Raw genomic sequence first — 23,565 nt, 5'->3', positions numbered from 1 at the left:
AACGTGGAGGAGATCGTCGCCCTTTACGCCCAGGACGAGGTGCCCGGCCGGGTCGTCGCAGCCGTGCCCCGCAGCCGGATGAGGGCGGAGAACCTGCCGCACGCGGCGGTGAAAATCCTGGTCCGAGATGTCGAGAGGCGGGTGTACGTGCATCGTCGCACCGAGACCAAGGACGTCTTTCCCGGCCTGGACGATGCGTGGATCGGAGGAGTGATCACGGCGGGCGAGGCGCCGGACACCGCCGCCGTACGCGAACTCGCCGAGGAACTCGGCTTGCGGGACCAGGTGCTGCGCCCACTGGCCCAGCGTTGGTACACGGACGCACACACCAACTTTCTGGCGTACACCTACGAGACGGTCCACGACCCGGAGCGGCACGGGCCGATCGTCCATCAGCAGTCCGAGGTGGCCGACGGCTGGTGGCTGCCATGGGACCGGCTCATGGCTCAGACGGCGGAGCCGGGCTCGCGGTTCGCTCCGGACAGCAGCGAACTCCTGGCCCGCTACGCGACCGCGCCGCACCCACAGCCCTGACGTCAACTTTGGCTTTCCTCCCTCCTTCAGGCTGTTCAGGCGGCTGTGTGGGGCCGAACTGGCTCGGAGAGACCGGAGAGACCGGAGAGACGGGAGAGACGGGAGAGACGGGAGAGACGGGAGAGACCCCTGAGTCGGGTCCGGTCACCGCGGTCGGCGGGGGAGCAGGGTGGCCCGTAGCTCGTTCTCGGTGACCTGCTCGGCGGGGCGGTGCAGCGTCCAGCGGTGGGCCTCGCCGTCCATGGGCAGTACTTCGACGACGGTCTCCAGCGGCGCGTGGCCGCCCTCGCCGCAGACGAGTTGGCGGATCCTCACGGCGGTGTCGTCGTCCAGGCCGAGCAGCGCGCGTACGGCATCCTTCAGTTCGCGGACGTGCGGGCTCGGCCAGGCGATTCCTGGGCGCGGTTCCAGGTACATGGGGGTATTCCTTCTCCTCGGTTCCGGAACGGGGGGAGGGCGGCGCAGACGGCGCCGACGAGGTCGACGGTGCCGCCTGCGGCTCGCGCGGCGGGGGACAGGGGGCGGCGGCCAGGCCGAGCGAGGGGGCTTCGGCAGGCAGCCGGGCATGCGGCCGCCCGGCGGTCGTTCAGTGGGGTGGTGTGCGGGTGGTGGCCCAGTCGGGTGTCCCGACGGGCGGTCGGACAGCGCGGGGCTGTCTGGCCGCAACCACCTGCCAGAGGGCGAGGAGCAGCAGCGTGCCCGCTTCGGCCAGGAGGCTGAGGACGGCTTGTGGCTCGGGTTGCAGACCGTGCTCGGTGAATCCGAACACCCCTACGGTGCGTGAGGCGGCGAAGCCGCCGAGACCGCCGAGCGCCACGCCTGCCGCGGCGGCCCTCAGCAGCAGGGGCGGAGTGCCGATCACCAGCAGGGCGGCGAGGGCGAAGGAAGCACTCGCCTGGAGCAGGAACAGGGGGCCGATGACGTGGATGAAGCGGTACCCGTCGAGGTAGAGCTGGGCATGCAGGTATCCACTGGCGGCCAGGGCCGCGGCGGTCATCGTCCGCAGGGCGGGGATGCGCAGTCTTTTGGTGTTCATGCCAGCCTCTGCTCCTTGATGGCCAGTTCGCGGTCGCCCTGGCGGTAGCCGACGCTGCGGATGCCGAGCGCCTCTTTGAGCTGCCGGGCGGGGACGACCTGCGGGGTGGGGGCGGGCGCGCGGCCCGGTTTGGGCAGGGGGTAGGCGGTGGTGGTGGCGGAGTGGAAGGTGATGTTGCCCTCTGTCTTGGTGAACAACTGGTGGACGTGTCCATTGAGACAGGTGACGGAGGAGAAGCGGCGCAGCAGGGCGATGACCTTGAGGGCGTCGTCGGTGCTCCAGCCCCACTTCGGGTACATGGCGAACAGCGGGATGTGGCTGAAGACCACGATCGGGGTGTCCGACGACAGCCCGGCGACGTCCTTGCGGACGAAGTCGATCTGCTCGGTGCCGAGGTGGCCGAGTTTCTCCAGGCTCAGGGTGTTGACCAGGGCGATGAAGTGCACGCCGTGGGTGTCGAAGCTGTACCAGCCGTCGCCGAGCGTGCCCATGCCGAAGGTCCGCCGGTAGGCGCGGCCCGCATCGCCGATGGAATCGTGCTCGCCCGGCACGGTGAAGACGCGGTCCGTCCTCATTCCGGCCATCATCTGCTTGACCTGGTCGAACTGTCCGGCCGTGGACAAGTGGGTCAGATCGCCGCTGTGCATGACGAAGTCAGGACGGAATCCCAGCGAGTTGACCTGCTTGATCGCTGCGCCGAAGGAGCCGGCCACATCCATGTTCGCCGGGCCCTGGAACCCGATGTGGCTGTCGGAGACCTGTACGAACCGCAGTGCGCCGGTTTCCGCCGCGGCGGCCCCGACCCCGGCCCCGGCCCCGGCCCCGGCCGCGGGTGCGGCCCCGGCGTCGGTGGCGCGGGAGTCGGCGATGTGACTGATCACCTCTCCACCGGCCACGGTCAGCACCACTGCGCCGCCGAACCATCCTGCGTGCCGGAGGAGCTGACGTCGGGTCATGCCGTGTTCGGTTTCGGGCTGACCGGCGTCGTCGGCCAGTGCTCCGTCGTAGCTGTCGGAGTAGTCGCTCATCGGGTCACCTCCACGGTGGCGGTCATGAACGGATGGATGGTGCAGAGGTAGGCATAGGTGCCGGGCTTGGTGAACGTGTAGCTGTAGGTGGCGTGGGTGGCCAGGGCTGCCGAACGCAACGGGCCGCCCGATCCGGAACTGGTGACGGTGTGGGCGTCGGTGTCCTGATTGGTCCACGTCACCTTGGTGCCGACCTTGACCTTCAGCGTGGCCGGGGAGAACGCGAAGTTGTTGATCGCCACCGCGTTCCCGGCCACCGGCGCGGCCGGCGCGCCCGTGTTCGAGGGGCTCATGGGCATGTTCATACTGGGCATCGGTGAGGCGCCGGGAGCGGAGCCTTTGTCCGGCCCGGTGGCGCCGGGCATCCCTGCCGTCTGGTGTTGCCCCGTACCGGGTGTGATGGCGCCGGCTCCGCCGGCCGAGGGGTGCGACGACTGGCCGCATGAGCTGAGGAGCCCCGCCGTACCGGCGGTGGCTATGACGGCGACCGCCAGCCCGGCCGCGGCGCGGGATCGACGGCCTGGTGTGCGAAGGTGCAGGTGCATGGTGTCCGTTCCTCACTGATCAGGCTGGAGGCGGTGACTGCGCCGGCCCGGCGCACGTGACCGCAGGAATGTGTGGTGGATGCCGTGAGTCGGCTCTTGTCCGGCTCCACGGACGGCAGGGGTCCTACGGTTCGGCGGATATGCACTTTTTGTGAGACCTCTTGGTGCAGCCGTGGACCGGTCGGCCTCCCGGGCTCCGCCCACCCCTGGCCCTCGTGGTGTCGCAAAGTCGGGCATGGGCACATCACCCGCCACGCGCGCGGAGCGTCACCGCCACCATGCCGTGAGTTACAGGACAAAGCAGTACATATGCGCGATGATCTGCCTATGCACTGGAGTTCCCGAAAGCGTGGCCCAGGGACCGATCCGGATCGCTCCGCGCGCCGTGTCACTGATAAAGGGACGCTTTCGACCGCAGACGAGGAACTGCTGCGCACTCTCTACGCGGAGCACGCAGGAGCCCTGTTCCACTACGTGCTGCGACTGACCTCAGGAGATTGGCAATGGGCGGAGGATGTGGTGCAGGAGACGCTGCTGCGAGCGTGGCAGCATCCCGCCGCGTTCGACCCCGCACGCGGCCCGGCCCGTGCCTGGTTGTGCACGGTCGCCCGGCACCTGGTCATCGACGCCCACCGGGCTCGGCAGGCCAGACCGGCCGAGACCGGTGGGGAGGCCCTTCAGCGGGCCGACGAGCAGACGCCGGGCGAGGACCAGATCGAGCAGGCACTACAGAGCTGGGCGGTCGCCGACGCCGTCCGGTCGCTGTCCCCGGACCACCGCGCCGTCCTGCTGGAGACCTACTACCGGGGCCGGACCATGACGGAGGCCGCACAGGTGCTGGGCATCCCGCTCGGGACCGTGAAGTCGCGGACGTACTACGCCCTGCACGCCCTGCGGCTGGCACTCCAGGAACGGGGCATCGAGCCATGACCGTGGCGGGCAGGAGGTGGCGGCCATGAGCACGGAGCACGACAGCCTCCGGCTGGCGCTGGGGGGATACGTCCTGGGCACGCTGCCCGCGGCGGAAATGGAACGAGTGCGCGTCCACCTCGCGGAGTGCGCCGACTGCCGGGCCGAACACACCCGGTTGGCAGGGCTGCCCGCGCTGCTCGCGACGGTGACCGAAGCGGAAGCCGCAGGCCGGACGGTCCCACCGGCCGACGGGGAACTGGCCGACCGGCTGGTGGCACGGGCAGCCGAAAGCGCGCGGAGTTCCCTGCCCGATCGGTCCGCCGTGCCCGAGGTGTCGAAGGTGTCGGCAGGGGGCGTCCTGGAGAGGCTGCTCCAGCAGGCCGCGGCCCGGCGCCGTAGGACCTGGCGTCTGCAACTGGCCGGTGCGGCCGCCTCGCTGACGTTCATCGCGGCAGCGGCCGGCGGCACCTGGCTGGCGGCCGTCGGAACCGTGGGCAGCCAGGCGAAGCCGCCTGGGCCGACCGCCCCGATCGCCTGGCGCACCTTCTCCGGAAGCGATCCCACCACCGGCGTCTCCGCCTCGGTGAAGGTCTCGCCCTCGGCCTGGGGCAGCGCCCTACAGGTCTCCGCCAAGGGAGCACCCGCCGGGATCACCTGCCGGCTACAGGCGATCGGACCGGGCGGAGTCAGAACGGACGGCGCGACCTGGCGGGCCGGCGAGTACCCTCCCGGCACCACGATCCCAGGGGCGGTTGCCATCTCCCCGGGTGCCATCTCCCACTTCGAGATCATCGCTGACAACGGTCAGAAGCTGGTCACGATCCAGGCGTGAGGCGAGGCCAGGCTCGTCATGTCCTCCGGCGGCCGGACCCTCCGGTGACCTGACGACAGGTGCCGGGTGTGAGCGCACGTCGGTACATGCGGCCAAGAAGACGTCGCCGTCGAAGGGCCGGGCGGCCAGTGGCGCGGGGTCGGGTGGTCAGTGGCGGGGGTCGGGTGGTCAGTGGCGCGGGGCCGGATGGTCGGCGAGAAGCGAGCCGCCTCCAGACCGGTGGGGGAGGTAGGGGTACGAACGCGCACGGGACGTCCAGCCGGGGGTCATCGAGGGGGCTTGTGCTCGTGACATCGGCCGTGCCGGCACGCTCGTGACCGCCGTCGTCCCCGGGCGAACCAGCCGCGTCCGCAGCCGACTTGAGTGTCCGAGTACGCCGTCGGGGAGTGCACCCGGGCCCTGGCGGAGGCGAGCGGGCCCCGCCAGGCCACCGGCACGGACGTGACCCACAAAAAATCGAGCAAAAGGGGTGAACTGCTCGAACCGTTCGGCATGTGCCGCCCGTGGAACTGAATGAGCGCGCCCTTCAGGATCCGGCCCACTGACAGCCCCCGAAGTCGTCGGTGGCCTTCCCGTCCCGCTCCCCGCACCTCCACAGAAGAGCCAGAAGACCATGTTTGTGACCGATTCCCCCAGCCCGAGTTCGCTGCTCGGCCGGCCCCGCCGACACGAGGCGCTACTCACCCTGCCCGCGCAGGAGGCGCACGTCTCCGCCGCACGTCACTTCGCGGCCGATCTGCTGGAGACCTGGAGCGTGCCCGCAACCGAGCGGGACTCCGCCGTACTCATCGTCGACGAACTCGCCGCCAACGCAGCCCAGTACGGCCGCGAGCGCATGACCCTGCGGCTCGTCCTCGACGACGGCACTCTGCACATCGTGGTCACGGAATCCGGCATGGCGGTTCAGCGCCGACGCCCCGACATCGCCCCCGACGAACACGGCCGCGGCACCGGCATCGTCCAGTACCTCGCCCAGTCGACCGAGATCCACCAGACGTGCAGCGGTCGCGAAGTCCGCGCCTGCCTCAGGTGCTCGTCATGACCGGGCCGGGCGTGCCGCACGAACAGCGGCGCCTCGCCAGGGCCGGTACCGCGGCACAGCGACGGGCCACCGGGCGCGGCCGCGGTGCGGAGTCGTCCGACGGCCCTGCCGAGGGGGTCCTCGCGACCCACAGGCCGTGCCCCGTCGACGGCTGCCCGGGTCCGGCCCGGGTGTGCATGCGGCCCGCGGCACACCCACCGGCTCCTGATCACGGCGAGAGCGACCACGACACGGTGCTGTGCCGACGCTGCGGCGCCGGCCCCCGCGCACAGACGGAGGTGTGAGCATGAACGCCACCCCGAACAGCGGCGAGGGCATCGGCGCCCCGCCCCCGCACGAGGCGTACGAAAATGCGCCGGACCTGCGCCGCGAACTGCACCAAGTACTCGCTCTCGGAGCCGAACGCGACGGCCGCCAGGCCAGGCCCGTCACCGGCCCCCTGGTCGGCCCCCTGGTCGGCCCCCTGGCCGACGCGCGGGCCGCCGAACGCGCCTGGCTGCTGCGACGGGCCGCCCTCATGGACCGGATGGCCCTCGACGCCCCCGCCCCCGGCCCGGTCGCGGCCGCCGCAGAGACCGCCGAGCAACTCGTCCTGCACGACCGCCGCCATCCCGACCTGGTGGCCGGTCCGCACCACCCCGACGCGATCACACTCGCCCCCGGCCACCGCCACTACGTCCGCCAGGAGTACGCCGCCTGGACGGCCGCCGGGCGCCCCAGAAACTGAATCACCCCGATCCGACAACCCCGATCCGACAACCCCGATCCAAAGAGGAGAAGGACACATGACCCGCAAGGACATCGACACCCGGCACGCCCCCACGGCAGCCGGCCCATCCCACTCGCCCCGTGACGTGTTCGAAGGAGTGGTGTGACATGTTCCGCAACGCGCTGGAGCCCTGGCACCTGCTGATCCTGGTCGCGGTGGTGGTTTTGATCTTCGGCTCGAAGAAACTGCCCGACACGGCCCGAGCACTGGGCAGGTCCATGCGGATCCTCAAGAGCGAGACCCAGGCCATGAAGGACGACGGCGCCTCGAACGAGCCGCGCCCCGACCCTGAGCCCGCACCAGGACCGGAACCGGGAACCCGACCCGGACCCGGACCACGGACGATCTCGGGCGCTCCCGGAGACACCGCCACCGCCCGCGCCGAGCCCACCGCCCGCGCCGAGCCCACCGCCCGCGCCGAGCCCACCGCCCGCATCGCGCCCACGGACAGCTCGACCAACCACCGGGACTGAGTCCGGTCGTGGGAGCCCTGGTTCATCCCCGCACGAGACCGACGCAGGGCCGGTGGTCACCGGTCCGCCGCACGAGATGAGGACATGGCGTGTCCCAGTCGGCCCGCAACAAGGAGAAGGACCCCGAGGGGCGGATGTCCCTCGCGGAGCACCTACGTGAGCTGCGCAACCGGCTCGCCAAGGCCGTCCTCGCCATCCTGGCCGTGACGATCGCCGCGGCCTTCGCCTACAAGGGCCTGGTGAACGTCTTCACCAGGCCGGTGCTGGACTCGGTCGGCTGCCCGACGTCCTTCGCCCATCTGGCCGAGCAGACCGCGGACACCACCTGTGCGCGGATCACGATCAACGGTCTGCTCGCGCCCTTCACCCTGGCCCTGAAGGTGTCCCTGACGGCCGGTGTCGTGCTGGCCTCGCCGGTATGGCTGTACCAGCTGTGGGCGTTCGTCGCTCCCGGCCTGCACAAACACGAGCGGAAATACGCCTACGCGTTCGTCGGCGCGGGCGTCCCGCTGTTCTTCGGCGGCGCCTTCTTCGCCTACAAGGTGCTGCCCACGACCGCGAAGGTGCTGATCGACCTCACCCCGGACGGCGTCGACAACCTGCTGCCGCTGGACGATCTGCTCGACCTCGTCAGCCGCATGGTGGTCGTCTTCGGTCTCGCCTTCGAGATGCCGCTGCTGCTGGTGATGCTGAACCTCACCGGGGTGCTGTCCGGTCGCCGGATGCTCGGCTGGTGGCGTCGCATGATCATGGGGATCACGGTCTTCTCGGCTGTGGCGACGCCGAGCACGGACCCGCTGACCATGCTGGCGCTGGCCGCTCCGATCTGGGTGCTCTTCTTCGTCGCCGTTGTCTTTTCGCTGATCAATGACCGGCGCAAGGCACGAAGAGACGCAGCGGGACCCGGTGACGACGAGCCCTCCCGCCTCGCCCTCACACCTTGAGGTCATCGGCGCAGCGGATGCGATGCCCGCAGGCCGGACCGTCATCGACCTGCGCCTGGCTGGGTACGTTGGTTTCCTTCTTCCCTTCCGCTAGGTGGCCGGGACGACGAGGCGGTAGCCGACACCGCGTACGGTCTCGATCAGTGTCGGCATGCGCAGCTTGGTGCGTACGGACGCGACGTGCAGATCCAGGAGGCGTCGTCCGGTCTCCACTCCGCCGGCCGGCCAGACCTCGCTGATGATCTGCTCCCGGCGGATGACGACGCCCGGGTGCCGGGCGAGCAGAGTGAGCAGAGCGAACTCCTTGCGGGTGAGCTGGACGACCGAACCGCCCACGCTGACCTGCCGGGTGGGCACCTCGATGTGCACGGGGCCCAGGCGCAGGACAGCCTCACCGCTGTCCCTGTCCCCGCCCCTGCCGGGGTCCGGGGCTGAGTCCGGGGCCGAGTTCGGGCCCGGGTCCTGCGATTCCAGGACGCTGAGTACGTTGCCCGCGTGCCCATAGCCTGACCGGGACGACGGGGACTCGGGCGCCGCAGGGCTGAGCGCCGTCGACGGTCCTGGTGCTCGGTAGAGGTAGCCGATACCTCGGGCCGACACGATGGAGGCGCTGCCGACGGCGGTCGAGTCCAGTTTCCCCCGCAGGCGCGAGATGGTGAACTTGACTTTCTCGGTGTCCCGCCCGTTGGGGTCGTCCCAAGCTCTTGCGAGCAGTTTTCGAAAGGACTGGACGACTCCCGTGTTGCGCACGAGCAGATCGAGTACGCGGAACTCGGTGGGTGTCAGCTTCAGCGGCGCATCGGCCACGCGGGCCTCGAAGCTCTGGGAGTCGAGCCGTAGCAGGCCGTCGTCGTAGACGTCCTGCGCCCACTGCTCCGGAGACGTGCTGCGGTGCAGCACCCTCTCCATGCGGGCGAGCAGTTCCGCGAAGTCGTAGGGCTTGACGACGTAGTCGTCCGCCCCCAGGTTGAGTCCGTGCAGACGTGACCGGACGTCGGAGCGTGCTGTCACCACGATGACGGGAACGTCGCTGACGGCCCGAAGGCGGGTCAGGGCGTCGTAGCCGTCCATATCGGGGAGCCCGAGGTCCAGTAGCACCAAGTCGGGCCGTTGGGCATACGCCGTACGCAGGCCGCCGGATCCGGATGCCTCATGGATGACGTCGTACCGGTGCCGGGCCAGGGCCGCGATCATGGCCCGGGCGACGTGCGGGTCGTCTTCGACGAGGAGAACTCGTGCCCCGCGGACGACGGTCGTCGGCGCCGGCGCGATCGCCGGCGCCCCGTCGTCCGCCTCGCGCTCGTCCGCTTCCTCGGGCAGCAGGCGTACCTCGACCGAGGAGGCCGGCACGCCGCTTTTGAGCAGGAACGACATGGTCATGTCGTAGCATTCGGCACAGACTTGGCTTTCGACGCCCTTCACTCTCAGGCTGTGGCGCGCGGTCCGTTCGCACCGGCGACCGGCGATGACCGTCGAGCACCGGCGTGAAGCGGTGGCGTCCGCGGATTCCTTCTGCCGGTTGCGGGACCGCCGAGCGGCCGATCTGCAGACGTCCGAGCAGTACTGGCGTGGCCGACCGGTGTCCGAAGCGGGCGGCAGCGGCCCGCCGCACTCCCGGCACTCGCCGTCCGCCGTCCCCATGACGCCCCCTCCCGTCCGGTCGGAACGCGAGCATGTCACGAAACCCGCTATCGTGACGCGCCATTAGGTGCAATTGAGAGAGCGCCCCTTGGCCGGCGTCGGCGGTCCATGGTCTCCTGGATGTGAGGGCCTGACCGCCTCTCGACGATCAGGCCCCTGGTTTCATGACCGCTCGTGCTTGCCGGCGTCGACGATCATGTCACCAACCGCGATGAGTGCCCTTGCCCAGAGGGCAAGGGCCTCGTGCTGTTTCAGGGCCGCCACCGTGTCCACTGTGAGCAGCACGGCCCGCAATCCCAACCACCACGAGCCCACATCCCGCGGATGCCACCTCGTGGGCGTACCGGGACCGGCCGAGGGGGGTTCGTCGCCCTCCGCGTCCGTGCCCGGATCGTCCGGCTCTGAGGTTCGGCACACAGCCACCTCCTCTCGACAGCGACCGCGACCATCGCGAGCTGTCGCGACGCGCACGCGGTGGATCCACGAGTCGCCGCAGTATCGTGCGAGAGGAGCTGGAGGGTGCTTGGGCCCCGTCACCTGAAGCGGTTCGCTCACCGTCCCTCAGGAACCCGTCCACCGGCAAGGACACGCAATCAACGTAGCGTCAGCGCCAGTTGGCGGAAGCGGTGGTGCTCGGCGGTCTGAGCGCATCGGCTCCGAACCGCTGACCGTCGGCGGCGTCAGCATGGGCGGCATCATCACCCGCTACGCGCACCACCAGCCGGCGTCGCCCACCCCCTTGAAGAACCCTCCTTGAAGGGCCCTGTCCCTTCCACCGGGCACGGCGGGTGCGGTCGGCTTCGGGTTACTTGTTCGCCCGGATCTGGATGTCCCCGGACGAAACGGGCTCAAGGTCCGCGGTCGTGACGGTGACGGCGACTCTCCTGCCGTCGTCGCCCCGGGTGAACGCCAACGGGGGGTGACCGTCCTGAAGGTGGTTGTCGCCCCACTGCACGAGGGCGAGGAACACCGGCAGCAGGTCTTCGCCGGCGGCGGTGAGCCGGTACTCCTCCCGGGGGCGCGCGCCCGGCTCGTGGTAGGGCGTGCGTACGACGACGCGCGCCGACTCCAGTTGCCTGAGCGCGCGCGAGACCGCGGGCGCCGAGGCTCCGACGCGCGTCACGAAATCATCGAAGCGCGAGGTGCCGTAGAAGCACTCGCGCACGACGAGGAACACCGTCTTCGTGCTCAGCAGCTCAAGCGTCTTCGCCGCGGAGCAGCGGTCGCCGATGGACCACGCCGACCTGTCCCGCAACCGTGCCTCGAATTCCATCGCCGCCTCAACCGGGTCTCCTGGGTAATGCTTGCGTTAGCCAGTCTATCGTGATTGCATCTGAGTTACGAGAGCGTTAGTCAGGAGGCTGTCATGGGAGCAATCGCAGGCAAAACCGTCCTCGTCACGGGTGGTCGGCGCGGACTCGGCGCGGCGATCGTCGACGAGACACTGAAGCGGGGTGCGGTGAAGGTGTACTCGACCGCGCGGGCGGAGTTCGCCGACGAGCGCCCGGCCGTGCACACGCACCGGCTGGAGGTGCGGTCGCCGGAGTCCGTCGCCGAGCTGGCCGCCCTCGCCACGGACGTCGACGTCGTGATCAACAATGCCGGGATAGTGCTGCCCGCTCCGCTGCTGACCGGGAGCCTGGAGGCCGTCAGCGACACCTTCGACGTCAACGTGCTGGGACCGCTGCGGGTGGCACGCGCGTTCGCGCCGATCCTGGCCGCCAACGGCGGTGGCGCGCTGGTGAACATTCACTCGGTCCTGTCCTGGCTGGGCGGCAGCGGTGCGTACGGGGCGTCCAAGGCGGCGGTGTGGTCGATCACGAACTCGCTGCGCGTCGAGCTGGCCGCGCAGGGCACGCAGGTCGTCGGCGTGCACGTCGGTTTCATCGACACGGACATGACTTCCGGCATGGACGTGCCCAAGACGTCTCCGGCGGAGGTGGCCTCGCGCATCCTCGACGGACTGGAGTCCGGGGCGGCAGAGGTGCTCGCCGACGCCGTGACGGAGAACGTGAAGAAGGCGCTCTCCGGGCCGGTGGAGAAGCTGACCTTCGAGTTCGCCCGCTGATCGAAAGGAAGCATCGTCATGCCACTGTGGACGATCTACCACTCGGCGGACACCTTCACCGTCGGTGAGCGCCGAGAACTGGCGGAAGTGATCACGGACTACTACGCCGACGTGGTCGGACTGCCACGCTTCTACGTGGTGGTCATCTTCCGCGAGATCCCGACGGACGACTTCTACGTGGGCGGCCGACCCACTGGCAGCGCGGCGCGGGTGACCATCGACCACATCGCCCGCCGGGCTCCGGACAGTGCCACACGTCGGCGCATGACCACTCGGCTCTCCGGACTGCTGACCCCGCTGATGGACAAGCACCCGGAGGTCCACTGGGAATTCCACATCGACGAGACCAGCGAGGAACTCTGGATGATCAACGGGCTCGTGCCACCACCCGCCGGGTCGGACGCCGAGAAAGCCTGGGCAGCGGCGAACGCCGTGTCTCCCTACTGACAGGGAGGGCCGCTGGCGGGGTGGGCTGCTGGCGGGGAGCGCTGCTGGCGGGAAGCGCTGTGGATGGCGAAGTAGTCCACTCGCAGGCCCGAGCGTGGACGGTCGCGCCCACGTCAGCGCCTGGCCCGGCCGCACTGTCCTTCCTGCGTCTGGCGGTCGCTGCCGTGGCGCTGCTCGCCATCTCCCCCGTCACGGGCCTGCGCATACCGCGCAAGCGAGACCTTCCGCTGATCGCGGCGTGCGGACTGACCGGGATGACCGCCTACCAGGTGCTGCTGAACTGGGCAGAAGTGCATGTCGAGGCCGGCACTGCCAGCTTCCTGATCGCGACGCCCCCGTGTTCAGCGTGCTGCTCGCCAGTGCGTTCCGGTCCGAGCCCCTCACCCGCAACATCGTCGTGGGCAGCGTGATCGCCGTCGCGGGCACCGCTGTCGTCACCCTGGCCGACGGGTTCTCCGGCTTCAGCCTCGCTTCGCTGGTGGTGCCGGCCGCGGCGTTCGTCCAAGGCGTCTACCACTTCGCCAGCAAGCCGCTGCTGCGCCACTACAGCGGCCCGGAGGTCGCCACGTACGCGATGGCCGCCGGCACGGTCTTCGCGCTGCCGCTCCCGCCCGCGACCGTCGAAGCGGCCGCACCTACGGTACGGTCGCCGCAACCGCCGACGTCCTGCACCTCACCGCACCGGCCGTCTCACAGCAACTGGCCGTGCTGGAACGCGAGGTCGGCGTGCCCGTGGTGGAAAAGAGCGGACGCACCCTGCGTCTGACACCCGCCGGAGAACTCCTCGTGGCACACGCTGAAGTGATCCTCGGCGACCTCGCCTCCGCGGAGTCCGACCTCGCCGCCCTGAAAGGCGGACGCCACGGTCTGATCCGCGTGGCCGCCTTCGCCTCCGCCGCCCGCACCCTCCTCCCCACGGTGTATTAGCTGCTCGCCCGGCACGAGGACGAGCAGGCGCGCACGCTCACCGTCCAATTCGCCGAGCACGAGCCCGACCAGGCATTGGACGCTCTCCAAAAGCGCCGCACCGACGTGGCCCTGGTGCACAGCTACACCGTGTTGCCCCGCAACTTCCCCCAGAACAGCCAGCAGGACCTCCTCATGGAGGACCCGGTCCTGCTGTGCCTCCACCCGGGGCGTGCCCGGCGCCTCGGCCTCTCCGCCGGCCGGCCCGTAGACCTCACCCGGCTGGCGAACGTCCCGTGGCTCACCCCCCATCCCGGCCTCTCCTGCTACGAAATGATCCAACGCACCTGCGGCGCCGCAGGGTTCGTCCCCGAGATCCGGGCCCGCAGCAGCGACTTCTCCGTGCTGGTGTCCCTGGTGGCCGCGGACGCCGGTGTCGCCCTGGCCCCCCGTTTGGCAGTCAGTCCCCGAACACCACGGTGTCAGCCTGCACCCCCTCGTCACCCCGGTGACCCGCACCATCTACACCGTCATCCGCAGCGGCACCGCCCGCAGACCGGACGTACACCTCTTCCACACGCTCCTCGAACAAGCGGCGACCCAGCACGAAGCGCTCCACGGCGCAGGCCACGAAGGCAATGGCACCACCTGACCGATGAAGATCGCCGACGGTGATTCGGTCCTGTGACGTTCATGCCCCGGACACCCGCGGCGGACGGCGCGGACGCCGTCCGGTGCGATCGTGAGCCCTGGACCGCCGAGCGCGCTCGACCGCACACGGGCGCCCGATCCATGCCCGATCCATGCCTGATCCATGACTGAGCCATTCCTGATTCAGGCATGACCCAGGTCGGTCCGGCACCGGCTCCGAAAAGCTTGAGAAACGGCGAGGAACCGATGAACCCGAGCGCAGTCGACCGTACCGAACAGACCACCGCCGAGAAGGCCGCCGCCGAACAGACCGCCGCCGAACCGACCATGGCCGAGCAGACCGCCGCCGAGCAGACCGCCGTAGTGCAGGAAGCCGATGCCGATGCCGAAGCCGAAGCCGATGCTGAAGCCGATGCCGGGATCAAGCCGCTGCTCGACACCCCTCAGACGGCTACGGCGGCGGTCGCGATGTGGACCTTCGTCGTCGGCCCGATGCTCTGCCTGATCGTCGTGGTGCCGCTGGCCTGGGGACGGGGTCTGTCCGCGCTGGACCTCGCCATGGCCGTGGTCGCCTACCTCGTGTCCGGCTTCGGCCTCGCGGTCGGCTACCACCGCCTCTTCACGCACCGCTCGTTCAAGGCACGGCGGGGCCTGCGGATCGCGCTGGCCGTCGCGGGTTCGCTGGCCGTCGAGGGCTCGCCGGTCCAGTGGGTGGCGAACCACCGGCGCCACCACGCCTTCGCCGACCGCGAGGGCGACCCGCACTCGCCCTGGCGCTACGGCACCGACACACGCGCGCTGCTCAAGGGACTCCTCCACGCGCACATCGGGTGGATGCTGAAGCGTGAACTGAGCAACCGTGCCAGGTTCGCGCCCGACATCGCCGCCGACCCCGATCTACGGCTCGTCGGTCGACTCTTCGGGCCACTGACCGCCGTCTCGCTCCTGGCCCCGGCGCTGGTGGGCGGGCTCGTCACCGGCACCTGGACCGGTGCGCTGACCGGGTTCCTCTGGGCCGGGGTGATCAGGATGGCGCTGCTGCACCATGTCACCTGGTCGGTGAACTCCATCTGCCACGTCGCCGGCAGGCGCCCCTTCGCCAGCCGGGACAAGGCCACCAACTTCTGGCCGCTCGCCCTGCTGTCCTTCGGTGAGAGCTGGCACAACTCACATCACGCCGATCCCACAGGCGCGCGCCACGGTGTGCTGCCGGGCCAGCTCGACCCGGCCGCCCGCCTCATCCGGGTGTTCGAGAGGCTCCGCTGGGTGCACGACGTGCGCTGGCCGAGCCCGGACCGTCTCAGCGCCCGGCTGCTGGCCGAACCGGGCGCCCCGCGCGAGTCGACGGGCTGACACCGCTCGGACGACGCCTCGCCGCGGTTTCCGGGGGCGCCAGGCGGGCGGATCGATGTGTCGGTCATCTCACGGATCCGGGCGATAAAGGGCGACGAACGGCGACGAAGGGCAATGCAGGGCAATGCAGGGCAATGCAGGGCGACGAAGGGTACTGGCCGAGACGACGGGTCTGCTGATGCGGCTGCTCGTCGGGCCTGACCAGCAAGCACCCCCTGAACCGGGGTGCCGGCCCTCTGCGGCGCGGAACGACGCGGAGCCCCGTGCGGGGTTGACGGCATCTGAGTGGCCGTCGGCCCCGCACGGGGCTCCGCGTGTGCTGCCGCGCCTGTGTTACTTGGTGGAAAGGCTGATCTTGGTCACCTGTCCCTTGGAGGCGGGGGCGGTCAGCTTCAGGGTGCCGGACTTGACGTTCTTGAGGGTCCAGGTCCTCGTCCCGCCCTTGTCGGTGTAGGACTCGGAGGCGGCCTTCACACCGTTGACCGTCAGCACCGCGGTGTGCTTGGCCCCGCTGTTGCCGGTGGCGTCGACCGTGATGGTCACGGTGCCGCCGCTGAACTTCTTGATCGACGCGGAGGTGCTCTTGCCGACCTGGGAGGTGCTGGTGACGTGCTGTACGTCCCGCGGTGCGGCCGAAGCGACGGCGGTGGTGGCGGTCACCGCGCCGACGGCGACGACGGCGACAGCAGCGGTCCTGAGAGCGATAGCGCGCATGTTGTTCTTACCTCTTTTTTCGATGGTCTCAGACGGACGAACCAGAGGGAACCCAGCCGCAGAACGGGTCCAACTTGGAAGCAGGAAACCGGTGCAGGCATCCAAGGAAGCCGAGAGAAATTGATTCCGAGGTTTGCTCGCTGGCACTGGCAGGAAGGCATCCTCGAATTTCGCGAACTCTCCCTTTCCATGATTCCGCTGGGAACCCCTTGGCCAGCTGAGGTCCCTCGGTTCGACAAGGAAGACGTTAGGAGGGCTTTTTGGGGGTCGACTGGGGGAAGTCCATGAACTGCCTGTGCGTCGCCTGAATCAATTCTCATCGTCCTCCCGGAACCGGCATGGGGGCGGATTTCGTCGGCTGCCAGGATGTCGGCTCCGACAGGGAACGTTCGGCCGGAGGAACCTTCAGCGTCGGGCCCGGTGGTGGACGACCGGCGGCGGACGACCGGCGGTGGTAAAGAGCGTGTCGTCGAACAGCGCACTGGACGTGGGCGTGTTCGGCGACGCGGGCCGCCCCTTGGAGTCCGCCACCATCAGCGGCAACGTGCTGATCGGCGGCGGAGGCTGGAACGGTGTCCGGCACGGGGTGCGGGTGCCGATCAGCTCGCCGCCCGCGGGGCGGGCCCCGGTGATGCTCCCCCGTAATTCGTCAAACGTATTGACAAACTGCTGCGGCGGTTCGTAACTTCACGTTCCGTCCATTGCACCGACCGTGGAGGTCCGGTCCATGCCGGGTGAACCGGTACCGACGACGGCGGGTCCCGCGGTACGGCGACGCCTTGGCCAAGGCACTCCACCACCCCTACGACGCGCACCTCCGTGTGGACTCGCCAGTGGCCTGATCCGCCTGGCCTGATCCACCTGAGCGGCACCGCTCCCACCGCCCTGCCCGAATTCACCACCGCAGCCGAGGACGGCACCTTGCTCGTGGACGTGGACGTGGACGTGGACGTGGACGTGGACGTGGACGTGGACGTGGACGTGGACGGGAACGTGGCCTGGCCGGACGGCGCACGGGAGACCCTCCGACTGCCTGCCCCCGACCCCTCGTACGACCCCTGGAAGAACCGGCACCGCGCATGACGGGCCGCCGGACCACCGACACCCGGGCGACTCAGGCCGCCGGACCGGATCGTCCGGCAGTCCCTCAGGCTCCTGGATGCGCCAACCCTACGAACGGCTGGACAAACCGATGACCGACGCAAGGACCACTGACCAAAACCGCCTCCTCGGACCGGACGGCGGCCTCCCGCAGGCCCTCCCGCCGTGGACGCACCGCGACCGACTGCGCATCACCCGAGTCAGGGCCGTCGTCACCGCCCCCGAGGGCACACCGCTGATCGTGGTCCGGGTCGACACCAGCGAGGACGGCCTGTACGGGCTCGGCTGCGCCACCTTCACCCAGCGTTACGCCGCGGTCGCCGCCGCCGTGGACGAACACGTCGGCCCGCTCGCCGTCGGCCGTCACCCCGCCGACATCGAGGACATCACCCGGCTCGTCCACTACTCCTCGTACTGGCGCAACGGGCCGGTACTCAACAACGCGCTGTCCGGACTCGACCAGGCGCTGTGGGACATCGCGGGCAAGCGTGCCGGGCTGCCCGTGCACGAACTGCTCGGCGGCCGGGTACGGGCCGCGGTCGAGGTCTACACGCACGCCGCCGGCGCCGGAATCGGCGAAACCCTCGACCGCGCCGAGGAGTTGATCGACGCGGGCTACCGCAACGTACGCCTGCAGACCGGCCAGCCGGGACTCGGCACCTACGGCGCCCCAAGCACCCGAGGCGGCTACCCGCGTTCCCCGCACCCCGACGGCTGGGACCCCGAACGGTATCTGCGTTCCACCCCGGCCCTGTTCGCCGCCGCCCGGGAACGGCTCGGCGAGGGCGTCAACCTCATGCACGACGTACACAGCCGTCTCACGCCCAAACAGGCCGTGGTACTGGCCAGGGCCCTTGAGCCGTACGGACTCTCCTTCCTGGAGGACGTCGTCGCGCCCGAGCACTACGACCGCCTGCCCGAGGTCCGCGCCGCGTCCCCGGTGCCCATCGCGGTCGGCGAGCAGCTCGGCTCGGTGACGGACGCGGCACGGCTCGTGCGGGACGGCGGAGTCGACCTGCTCCGTCTGCACACGTCCGCGGTGGGCGGGCTGACCCCCACCCGGAAACTGGTCGCGCTGTGCGAACTCCTCGGTGTGCGCACGGCCTTCCACTCCCCGGGCGACATCTCACCGGTCGGCGTCGCCGCCAATCTGGCGGTGGACATCTCGACACCGGCCTTCGGCTTCCAGGAGTCGCACGAGTACAACGAGGCGACGCACGAGGTCTTTCCCGGCACACCGGTGGTGGACCACGGGTATGTGCGTCCCTCCGAGGAGCCGGGGTGGGGCGTCGACCTGGACGAGAAGGCCGCCGAGCGCTTCGCGCCCGTGAAGTTCCTGCACGACCGTTGGGCGGCGCAGGTCCGGCGGCCGGACGGGGCGTTGGAGGCGCCCTGAGCCGGCTGGTGCCGGGACGGCGGACGCGCTTCGTGTATGGTGACCGCCGCCACGGGAAGATCTGACTTGGCGGAGTGAAGGGGGTGTTGTCGATGGCTGCGGTCCTCATGCCCAGCACGCACATCTGCGTGCGACCAGCCGTCCTCTGCACCCTGCTCACCGCTTGACACGCTGTATCGGCGCATCGGTGGGCACCTCTCTCAGGAGTCCGTCGTGCCCAGCCACGAAGAATTCGCCGTCCTTTTCGGCACCGCCGGGAAGAAGTCGAAGCAAATCCCGATTGCCCCCTCCGGTGGGCGAAAAAGCGGCACAGTAGCCGACGCCTTCCGCACACTCGTGCGGCCCGGTCGGTGAAGCGCATGGTTGAGGAGACAGAGGCGGAAGTCCGTTCCGCCGCCGAGGTTTCAACCGTGCGGTCCCTGAGGCGACTGCGGCCGTACGTGCGGCCGTACCGCTGGAGACTGCGGACGGCAACGGCGTTGGCCGCGCTGGCCGCACTCCTGGCGCTGGTGATGCCCCAGGTACTGAAGTGGACCGTCGACGGGCCGGTGGCGCAGCGGAAGCCCGCCGAGGTGGTCCTCGGCGGGCTGGCGCTCCTGCTCCTGGGAGTCGCCGAGGCGTTGATCTTCGGTGTCCGGCGGTGGGCGATGGCCGGGCCTCTCGCCGCCATCGAAGCGGGGCTGCGCGCCGACTTCCACCGGCACGTGCAGCGGCTGCCGATCGCTGTTCACGACGGCTGGTCCAGCGGGCAACTGCTGTCGCGGGGGACATCGGATCCGCAGGTCATCCGCATGGTCATCGCCGGGCCGCTGACGTTCCTGCCGGTGCACGTGTCCACGCTCGTCATCGGCGCGGTGATCCTGGTCTCCCAGCAGTGGCTGCTCGCCGTCATCCTGCTGTCACCTGTTCCCCTGCTCGTCCTCCTGTCCTATCGGTTCGAGTCCCGGTACGCGCGTGCGACCCGTCGGGCGCGGGATCTGTCGGGCGACCTGACGACGGCGGTCCTGGAGTCTGTGACGGGTATCCGCGTGATCAAGGGCTTCCGTCGGAGCGACCACCGGATCGCCCGGTTCCGTGACCAGGTCAGGTGGGCGCGCGAGGCCGAACTGCACAAGGCACGGCTTCTTGGCGGCATCGCGGTGCCCATCACCGTACTGCCGGGACTCGCCATGGCCGGCGCGCTGCTGACGGGCACGGTCCAGGCGGCACACGGGCATCTGTCGAACGGGACGCTGCTGGCGTTCATGGGAACGGTGGCCGCGCTACGCCCGGCGATCGAGCAGACGGGGGGACTGCTGGCCGTATGCCATGACGGGGCAGCAGCTGTGAACAGGTACTTCGAGGTGCTCGACCAACCGCGCGGTGCCCGTCCACGGCTGGAGCCCGGCACTCCGGACACGGCGGTGGGCGAAGACGGCCCCGGCGCGAACCGGGGCACGGGCGGCGCGAACCGGGACACGGGCGGAGCGGCCCTCGCCTGCCCTGACGCTTTCCGCTCCCAGCGGCCGGCGGAGCTGGTGTTCACCGGAGTCGGCTTCCGCCACCCGAACGCGCCCGCCGACGATCCGCCGGCACTGCACGACATCAGTCTGCGTGTCGCGCCCGGTGAAACACTGGCCGTGGTCGGGGCCACCGGAAGCGGCAAGACCACACTCGCTTCTCTGGCGGTACGGCTGTACGACCCCACCGTCGGCCGCATCACACTCGATGGCGTCGACATGTCGGCCATCTCCCGTGCCGAAGTGAGGTCCATGGTGGCCGTCGCTTTCGACGAACCAGTCCTGTTTTCCGGCACCATCTCGGACAACGTCCTCATGGGTGCGGAAGCCGACCCAGGTGAGCTTGACCGGGCTCTGCGGGCCACCTGCGCCGACCAGTTCGTGGACCGACTTGCCGAAGGCCGGCGGACCCGTGTCGGTGAGGGCGGGATGTCGCTCTCCGGCGGTCAGCGGCAGCGGATCGCGCTGGCGCGGGTCATGGTGCGCCGTCCTCGGGTCGCCGTCCTGGACGATCCGCTGTCGGCCTTGGACCTGCGCACCGAGGCTCAGGTCCAAGACGCGCTACGGGCGGTGCTGGCCTCGACGACGGCGGTGGTGATCGCCCATCGGCCGTCGACCGTGCTGATGGCCGACCGGGTCGCGGTGCTGGCCGGCGGCCGGGTGGTCGCCGTGGGTACGCACGAGGAACTGCGGCACACCAGCTCGGCATATCGGGCCTTGATGACACCGATCGGGATGACGGTCGACCCGGGGGAGGGGCTCTGATGCGCCGGTCGGCACGCACGTCGACATCCCGGGCGGCGAGGCCACGGCCCGACGGCTCCCTCGCTGATGACGGCAGTCCGGACGGGCCCACGACAGCCGCCGACCCGGCCGCCGCGAGCGGCGAGCCCGACGACCTGCTTGAGGCGACGCCACCGAGCGGGGCGGCCCGGCGCCTGCTCCGCTCGGTACTGGGATCGGACGTCCGGCGCCTCTGGTCGGCCGTGGTGATCGTCCTGCTCCAGCAGGCGACCGCGCTGGCCGGGCCGGTGTTCGTCGCCATCGCCATCAACCGGGCGATCCCGGCGCTGCGCGCCGACGACGCGAAACCCCTCGTCGCCGTCGCCGTGGGCGCCGCGTGCTGTGTCACAGCTGCCGGCCTGTTGCAGAACACGTTCATCCGGTTGTCCGCCGGAGTCGGGCAGCACGTGATCACCGAACTCCGTACGCGGGTGTTCACCCACCTACAGGCGCAGAGCGTGGCGTTCCACGACGAGCACGCCTCGGGCACGCTGGCCTCCCGGGCGTCAAGTGACGTCGAGGCCGTCCGCGAGCTCTTCGGCAGCGGGATCGACCAGATCATCACCGCAGCGGTGTCCCTGGTCTACATCTCCTCGGTCCTGCTGGTGCTCGACTGGCAGCTCGGCGCCGCTGCGCTGGTCGCGATGGCACCGATCTACTGGACCATGCGTTCCTTCCGCGGACGCTCGCTCCAGGTGTACCGGCGACGCTCGACGGCGGCCGGCGCGGCGGCCGGCGACATGAGCGAGACCTTCGCCGGCATCCGCACCGTCCAGGCATTCGGCCGCGAAGACATCAACGACCGCCGGTTCGCACGGCTCAACCGACGACACCGGAAGGAGAACCGACAGGCCGAACTGGAAATGGCACGTTACGTGACCGCCTCGCGCCTCGTCGCCAACATCGCTGTGGCGGGGCTGGCGCTGTGGGGCGGACATCGTGTGGCCGCCGGCACACTGGAGTTGGGCACCTACGCCGGCGTCGTGCTGTACCTGCGGGACCTGTACGACAAGCCACTCAGACTCGGCGGCGTCCTCGATGCCTACCAGGCAGCGGCGGCATCACTGGGCAAGATCGCGGTGCTGCTGGCCATCCGGCCGACCGTCGTCGAACCTGCCCGTCCCGTCTCCCTCCCCGCGCTCCGCGGACACTCCGTCGGACGCCGAGTGCGCTACGAGGACGTCTCCTTCGCCTACCACCGCGGGCATGAGGTGCTGCGCAGCCTCGAACTCGACATCCCGGCGGGCCAGACGGTCGCGCTGATCGGACCCTCGGGCGGCGGAAAGTCCACGCTGGCCAAGCTGCTCGCGCGGTTCCACGATCCAACCGGCGGCCGTGTCCTTCTGGACGGGGTCGACCTGCGATCCCTCGCGACGACCGAGCTGCGCCACGGCGTGGTCATGGTCCCCCAGGAAGGCTTCCTCTTTTCCGGCACCGTTGCCGAGAACATCGCTCTGGCGCGTCCCGACGCGACGCCGGACGAGGTACGACATGCCGCCGAGGCGACCGGGGCCCATCGGTTCATCTCCGCCCTCCGGGACGGCTATCAAACCGAGGTCGGTGACCGCGGTGGCCGCTTCTCCTCGGGCGAGCGGCAGCTGATCGCCTTGGCCCGTGTCTTCCTGGTGAACCCCTCTGTCATCGTGCTGGACGAGGCCACCGCGGCGATCGACATTCCGAGCGAGCGCGCGGTGCAGGACGCGATGCGCACGGTCTTCCGGGGGCGGACGGCGCTCGTCATCGCTCACCGGCTGTCGACGATCCAAGTCGCCGACCGCGTACTGGTGCTGGCCGACGGCCGCGTCATCGAGGACGGCACCCCGGCCACGTGCCTGGCGGCCACCTCATCCGCCTGGTTCAGATGGGATGGTGATACGCGCTGAGGATGCCGCCGAGCCGTCGGTGTCGGCGTATTCCGAGGTGGGTGATCTGCTCCGGATCAGCGATCGGCATCGGCGACGGCGCTGTCCGTGCCGTGGAAGCGGCCTTGTCCGCACACGGCGTCGAACTCGGCGTTGAGCCGCCGTGACGCCCGGACCTCAGCTGCCGCATCCAGCCCGCCTGTTGGCCGCCCGGGTCCATCAGATGATGAACAAGCTGTCCGCGGCCCGCCGATCCGGCGGATCGCCTCCAGGGGATACGGGGTCTGCCGCGGCGACCAGGGCGACCAGGACCGCGGCGAGCGCGGCGACGGCCGTGGCCGAGACGCGGAGCAGGGCCGCGGCGACCACGGCGCCACCGAGCATCGCGGCGATGGAGCCGGCCCGGCGGCGGGCCTTCGCCCCTTGCCCTCCGCCGAGGGCGCTGTCGGCGGTCAGCGCGGTGAGGGTCAAGGTCAGCACGGACGTGTTGAGGTCGGGTACGCCGAAGTGGCGGACGGTGCTGTTCTGGAGACCGGCGGCCAGAGTGAGGAGCGCGATGGACACGTGGGCGAAGAGAGCGGCGGCGGGTGCGCTTTGGTGGTCCGGTCCTGCCCCGTCGGGCGTCAGCGGACTGCTGCCGCTGACCAGCGCGACAAGGGCGAGCAGCACTGCCTCCACGGCGAGGGTCACGACCAGCCAGCGGCGCGGCCGGCGGGACAGGCGCGCGGCGACACGACCGCCGGCGAGTGATCCGAGGACGAACCCGCCGACGGCGATGGCGGGGACGGACACGGACGGATCAGTGCCCGGCCGCAGGCCGGCGCCGAGGAAGACGATGTTGCCGGTCATGTAGGCCACGAAGACATGTCCGAGGCTGAAGTAGCTGAAGGTGTCGATGAGGCCGGTCACCGCGGTCAGTACGAGCAGGGCGGCCACCGTCGGGCGGCGGCCGAGGGGTGAGGGGACGGCCATGGCGGCTCTCGTTTCGAAGGTCGGCAGCAGGAACGCTCAGCCAGAAACCGGCGTGCG

General features: G+C 70.0%; 27 protein-coding genes and 3 pseudogenes. 20 read left to right on the top strand and 10 right to left on the bottom strand.

Annotated elements, in window-relative coordinates:
- Positions 1 to 3: 3 nt before the first annotated feature.
- Positions 4 to 534: an NUDIX domain-containing protein gene (locus ACFC09_RS00710; RefSeq protein WP_376522337.1), complete on the top strand. Its 531-nt coding sequence runs from the start codon at positions 4 to 6 to the stop codon at positions 532 to 534.
- Between the two features lie 144 nt (positions 535 to 678).
- Here the strand turns inward: ACFC09_RS00710 and ACFC09_RS00705 are convergent, their stop codons facing one another.
- From ACFC09_RS00705 to ACFC09_RS00690, 4 genes are all read right to left on the bottom strand, one after another.
- Complete coding sequence (locus ACFC09_RS00705; RefSeq protein ID WP_376522336.1) at positions 679 to 951, bottom strand: hypothetical protein; 273 nt, start codon at positions 949 to 951, stop codon at positions 679 to 681.
- A 169-nt stretch (positions 952 to 1,120) separates the two neighbouring features.
- Positions 1,121 to 1,570: a hypothetical protein gene (locus tag ACFC09_RS00700; protein ID WP_376522333.1), complete on the bottom strand. Its 450-nt coding sequence runs from the start codon at positions 1,568 to 1,570 to the stop codon at positions 1,121 to 1,123.
- Positions 1,567 to 2,598 carry a metallophosphoesterase family protein gene (locus ACFC09_RS00695; RefSeq protein WP_376522331.1) on the bottom strand — a complete coding sequence of 344 codons (1,032 nt, stop codon included), beginning with the start codon at positions 2,596 to 2,598 and terminating at the stop codon, positions 1,567 to 1,569. Before ACFC09_RS00695 ends, ACFC09_RS00700 begins: the two co-directional genes overlap by 4 nt.
- Entirely contained in the window at positions 2,595 to 2,891 is a 297-nt protein-coding gene (locus tag ACFC09_RS00690) for a cupredoxin family copper-binding protein (protein WP_376522328.1), read from the bottom strand. Before ACFC09_RS00690 ends, ACFC09_RS00695 begins: the two co-directional genes overlap by 4 nt.
- A gap of 579 nt (positions 2,892 to 3,470) precedes the next feature.
- On the opposite strand from ACFC09_RS00690, the gene ACFC09_RS00685 reads away from it, so the two are divergent.
- From ACFC09_RS00685 to tatC, 6 genes are all read left to right on the top strand, one after another.
- Positions 3,471 to 4,073: a sigma-70 family RNA polymerase sigma factor gene (locus ACFC09_RS00685; protein WP_376522325.1), complete on the top strand. Its 603-nt coding sequence runs from the start codon at positions 3,471 to 3,473 to the stop codon at positions 4,071 to 4,073.
- Between the two features lie 25 nt (positions 4,074 to 4,098).
- Positions 4,099 to 4,887 carry an anti-sigma factor family protein gene (locus tag ACFC09_RS00680; protein WP_376522323.1) on the top strand — a complete coding sequence of 263 codons (789 nt, stop codon included), beginning with the start codon at positions 4,099 to 4,101 and terminating at the stop codon, positions 4,885 to 4,887.
- Positions 4,888 to 5,500: 613 nt separating this feature from the next.
- Entirely contained in the window at positions 5,501 to 5,929 is a 429-nt protein-coding gene (locus ACFC09_RS00675) for an ATP-binding protein (protein WP_376522321.1), read from the top strand.
- 286 nt (positions 5,930 to 6,215) lie between these two features.
- Complete coding sequence (locus ACFC09_RS00670) at positions 6,216 to 6,656, top strand: hypothetical protein (RefSeq protein ID WP_376522319.1); 441 nt, start codon at positions 6,216 to 6,218, stop codon at positions 6,654 to 6,656.
- 149 nt (positions 6,657 to 6,805) lie between these two features.
- Positions 6,806 to 7,171 (top strand): Sec-independent protein translocase subunit TatA, encoded by a 366-nt coding sequence (tatA, locus tag ACFC09_RS00665; RefSeq protein ID WP_376522316.1) that lies wholly within the window; start codon positions 6,806 to 6,808, stop codon positions 7,169 to 7,171.
- Between the two features lie 89 nt (positions 7,172 to 7,260).
- Positions 7,261 to 8,115, top strand: a complete 855-nt coding sequence (gene tatC / locus ACFC09_RS00660) for a twin-arginine translocase subunit TatC (protein ID WP_376522314.1) — start codon at positions 7,261 to 7,263, stop codon at positions 8,113 to 8,115.
- A 90-nt stretch (positions 8,116 to 8,205) separates the two neighbouring features.
- On the opposite strand, the pseudogene ACFC09_RS00655 reads toward tatC, so the two are convergent.
- The 4 genes and pseudogenes from ACFC09_RS00655 to ACFC09_RS00640 form a co-directional block, all read right to left on the bottom strand.
- Positions 8,206 to 8,499: pseudogene (locus ACFC09_RS00655) on the bottom strand (winged helix-turn-helix domain-containing protein); the annotation flags it as partial.
- Positions 8,500 to 8,700: 201 nt separating this feature from the next.
- Positions 8,701 to 9,489, bottom strand: a pseudogene (locus ACFC09_RS00650) (response regulator transcription factor); the annotation flags it as partial.
- 429 nt (positions 9,490 to 9,918) lie between these two features.
- Positions 9,919 to 10,041 carry a hypothetical protein gene (locus tag ACFC09_RS00645; protein ID WP_376522311.1) on the bottom strand — a complete coding sequence of 41 codons (123 nt, stop codon included), beginning with the start codon at positions 10,039 to 10,041 and terminating at the stop codon, positions 9,919 to 9,921.
- Between the two features lie 520 nt (positions 10,042 to 10,561).
- Positions 10,562 to 11,029 (bottom strand): winged helix-turn-helix transcriptional regulator, encoded by a 468-nt coding sequence (locus ACFC09_RS00640; RefSeq protein WP_376522309.1) that lies wholly within the window; start codon positions 11,027 to 11,029, stop codon positions 10,562 to 10,564.
- A gap of 93 nt (positions 11,030 to 11,122) precedes the next feature.
- On the opposite strand from ACFC09_RS00640, the gene ACFC09_RS00635 reads away from it, so the two are divergent.
- From ACFC09_RS00635 to ACFC09_RS00600, 8 genes and pseudogenes are all read left to right on the top strand, one after another.
- Entirely contained in the window at positions 11,123 to 11,824 is a 702-nt protein-coding gene (locus ACFC09_RS00635) for an SDR family oxidoreductase (protein WP_376522306.1), read from the top strand.
- 18 nt (positions 11,825 to 11,842) lie between these two features.
- On the top strand, positions 11,843 to 12,271 hold the full coding sequence (locus ACFC09_RS00630; RefSeq protein ID WP_376522304.1) for a tautomerase family protein: 429 nt from the start codon (positions 11,843 to 11,845) through the stop codon (positions 12,269 to 12,271).
- A 20-nt stretch (positions 12,272 to 12,291) separates the two neighbouring features.
- On the top strand, positions 12,292 to 12,681 hold the full coding sequence (locus tag ACFC09_RS00625) for an EamA family transporter (RefSeq protein ID WP_376522302.1): 390 nt from the start codon (positions 12,292 to 12,294) through the stop codon (positions 12,679 to 12,681).
- The gene (locus tag ACFC09_RS00620) at positions 12,618 to 13,037 is read left to right on the top strand and encodes a hypothetical protein (RefSeq protein ID WP_376522299.1); all 420 of its coding nucleotides are present in this window, start codon (positions 12,618 to 12,620) and stop codon (positions 13,035 to 13,037) included. The genes ACFC09_RS00625 and ACFC09_RS00620 overlap by 64 nt, the downstream gene beginning before the upstream one ends.
- A complete protein-coding gene (locus tag ACFC09_RS00615) occupies positions 12,938 to 13,198 on the top strand; it encodes a LysR family transcriptional regulator (protein WP_376522812.1) in 261 nt (86 codons plus the stop codon). The genes ACFC09_RS00620 and ACFC09_RS00615 overlap by 100 nt, the downstream gene beginning before the upstream one ends.
- 75 nt (positions 13,199 to 13,273) lie before the next feature.
- Positions 13,274 to 13,669: pseudogene (locus tag ACFC09_RS00610) on the top strand (LysR substrate-binding domain-containing protein); the annotation flags it as partial.
- 16 nt (positions 13,670 to 13,685) lie between these two features.
- A complete protein-coding gene (locus tag ACFC09_RS00605) occupies positions 13,686 to 13,829 on the top strand; it encodes a hypothetical protein (protein ID WP_376522839.1) in 144 nt (47 codons plus the stop codon).
- A gap of 428 nt (positions 13,830 to 14,257) precedes the next feature.
- Positions 14,258 to 15,181, top strand: coding sequence for an acyl-CoA desaturase (locus tag ACFC09_RS00600; RefSeq protein WP_376522809.1), 924 nt, complete (start codon positions 14,258 to 14,260; stop codon positions 15,179 to 15,181).
- Between the two features lie 333 nt (positions 15,182 to 15,514).
- Here the strand turns inward: ACFC09_RS00600 and ACFC09_RS00595 are convergent, their stop codons facing one another.
- Positions 15,515 to 15,895 (bottom strand): hypothetical protein, encoded by a 381-nt coding sequence (locus ACFC09_RS00595; protein ID WP_376522297.1) that lies wholly within the window; start codon positions 15,893 to 15,895, stop codon positions 15,515 to 15,517.
- 463 nt (positions 15,896 to 16,358) lie between these two features.
- Here ACFC09_RS00595 and ACFC09_RS00590 point away from each other — a divergent pair, with 463 nt between their 5' ends.
- The 5 genes from ACFC09_RS00590 to ACFC09_RS00570 all read left to right on the top strand — a co-directional run bounded on the left by ACFC09_RS00590 (position 16,359) and on the right by ACFC09_RS00570 (position 22,557).
- A complete protein-coding gene (locus ACFC09_RS00590) occupies positions 16,359 to 16,580 on the top strand; it encodes a hypothetical protein (protein ID WP_376522294.1) in 222 nt (73 codons plus the stop codon).
- Between the two features lie 134 nt (positions 16,581 to 16,714).
- A complete protein-coding gene (locus tag ACFC09_RS00585) occupies positions 16,715 to 16,978 on the top strand; it encodes a hypothetical protein (RefSeq protein ID WP_376522291.1) in 264 nt (87 codons plus the stop codon).
- Between the two features lie 109 nt (positions 16,979 to 17,087).
- Complete coding sequence (locus tag ACFC09_RS00580) at positions 17,088 to 18,392, top strand: enolase C-terminal domain-like protein (RefSeq protein ID WP_376522290.1); 1,305 nt, start codon at positions 17,088 to 17,090, stop codon at positions 18,390 to 18,392.
- Between the two features lie 359 nt (positions 18,393 to 18,751).
- Entirely contained in the window at positions 18,752 to 20,656 is a 1,905-nt protein-coding gene (locus ACFC09_RS00575) for an ABC transporter ATP-binding protein (protein ID WP_376522287.1), read from the top strand.
- Entirely contained in the window at positions 20,656 to 22,557 is a 1,902-nt protein-coding gene (locus ACFC09_RS00570; protein ID WP_376522285.1) for an ABC transporter ATP-binding protein, read from the top strand. The genes ACFC09_RS00575 and ACFC09_RS00570 overlap by 1 nt, the downstream gene beginning before the upstream one ends.
- 198 nt (positions 22,558 to 22,755) lie before the next feature.
- Here the strand turns inward: ACFC09_RS00570 and ACFC09_RS00565 are convergent, their stop codons facing one another.
- Entirely contained in the window at positions 22,756 to 23,508 is a 753-nt protein-coding gene (locus tag ACFC09_RS00565) for a YoaK family protein (RefSeq protein WP_376522282.1), read from the bottom strand.
- Positions 23,509 to 23,565: the final 57 nt, after the last annotated feature.

Source organism: Streptomyces sp. NPDC056161, from assembly GCF_042268025.1.
Lineage (GTDB): Bacteria > Actinomycetota > Actinomycetes > Streptomycetales > Streptomycetaceae > Streptomyces.
Note: the sequence above shows the minus strand (reverse complement) of the source record. Positions and strands in the feature narration are given on the sequence as shown.

Excerpts from the sequence above, each read along its gene's own strand:
- ACFC09_RS00705 (WP_376522336.1), bottom strand. The coding sequence starts at position 951 with ATGTACCTGGAACCGCGCCCAGGAATCGCCTGGCCGAGCCCGCACGTC.
- ACFC09_RS00700 (WP_376522333.1), bottom strand. The coding sequence starts at position 1,570 with ATGAACACCAAAAGACTGCGCATCCCCGCCCTGCGGACGATGACCGCC.
- ACFC09_RS00695 (WP_376522331.1), bottom strand. The coding sequence starts at position 2,598 with ATGAGCGACTACTCCGACAGCTACGACGGAGCACTGGCCGACGACGCC.
- ACFC09_RS00690 (WP_376522328.1), bottom strand. The coding sequence starts at position 2,891 with ATGAGCCCCTCGAACACGGGCGCGCCGGCCGCGCCGGTGGCCGGGAAC.
- ACFC09_RS00685 (WP_376522325.1), top strand. The coding sequence starts at position 3,471 with ATGCACTGGAGTTCCCGAAAGCGTGGCCCAGGGACCGATCCGGATCGC.
- ACFC09_RS00680 (WP_376522323.1), top strand. The coding sequence starts at position 4,099 with ATGAGCACGGAGCACGACAGCCTCCGGCTGGCGCTGGGGGGATACGTC.
- ACFC09_RS00675 (WP_376522321.1), top strand. The coding sequence starts at position 5,501 with ATGTTTGTGACCGATTCCCCCAGCCCGAGTTCGCTGCTCGGCCGGCCC.
- ACFC09_RS00670 (WP_376522319.1), top strand. The coding sequence starts at position 6,216 with ATGAACGCCACCCCGAACAGCGGCGAGGGCATCGGCGCCCCGCCCCCG.
- tatA (WP_376522316.1), top strand. The coding sequence starts at position 6,806 with ATGTTCCGCAACGCGCTGGAGCCCTGGCACCTGCTGATCCTGGTCGCG.
- ACFC09_RS00640 (WP_376522309.1), bottom strand. The coding sequence starts at position 11,029 with ATGGAATTCGAGGCACGGTTGCGGGACAGGTCGGCGTGGTCCATCGGC.
- ACFC09_RS00635 (WP_376522306.1), top strand. The coding sequence starts at position 11,123 with ATGGGAGCAATCGCAGGCAAAACCGTCCTCGTCACGGGTGGTCGGCGC.
- ACFC09_RS00630 (WP_376522304.1), top strand. The coding sequence starts at position 11,843 with ATGCCACTGTGGACGATCTACCACTCGGCGGACACCTTCACCGTCGGT.
- ACFC09_RS00595 (WP_376522297.1), bottom strand. The coding sequence starts at position 15,895 with ATGCGCGCTATCGCTCTCAGGACCGCTGCTGTCGCCGTCGTCGCCGTC.
- ACFC09_RS00580 (WP_376522290.1), top strand. The coding sequence starts at position 17,088 with ATGACCGACGCAAGGACCACTGACCAAAACCGCCTCCTCGGACCGGAC.
- ACFC09_RS00575 (WP_376522287.1), top strand. The coding sequence starts at position 18,752 with ATGGTTGAGGAGACAGAGGCGGAAGTCCGTTCCGCCGCCGAGGTTTCA.
- ACFC09_RS00570 (WP_376522285.1), top strand. The coding sequence starts at position 20,656 with ATGCGCCGGTCGGCACGCACGTCGACATCCCGGGCGGCGAGGCCACGG.
- ACFC09_RS00565 (WP_376522282.1), bottom strand. The coding sequence starts at position 23,508 with ATGGCCGTCCCCTCACCCCTCGGCCGCCGCCCGACGGTGGCCGCCCTG.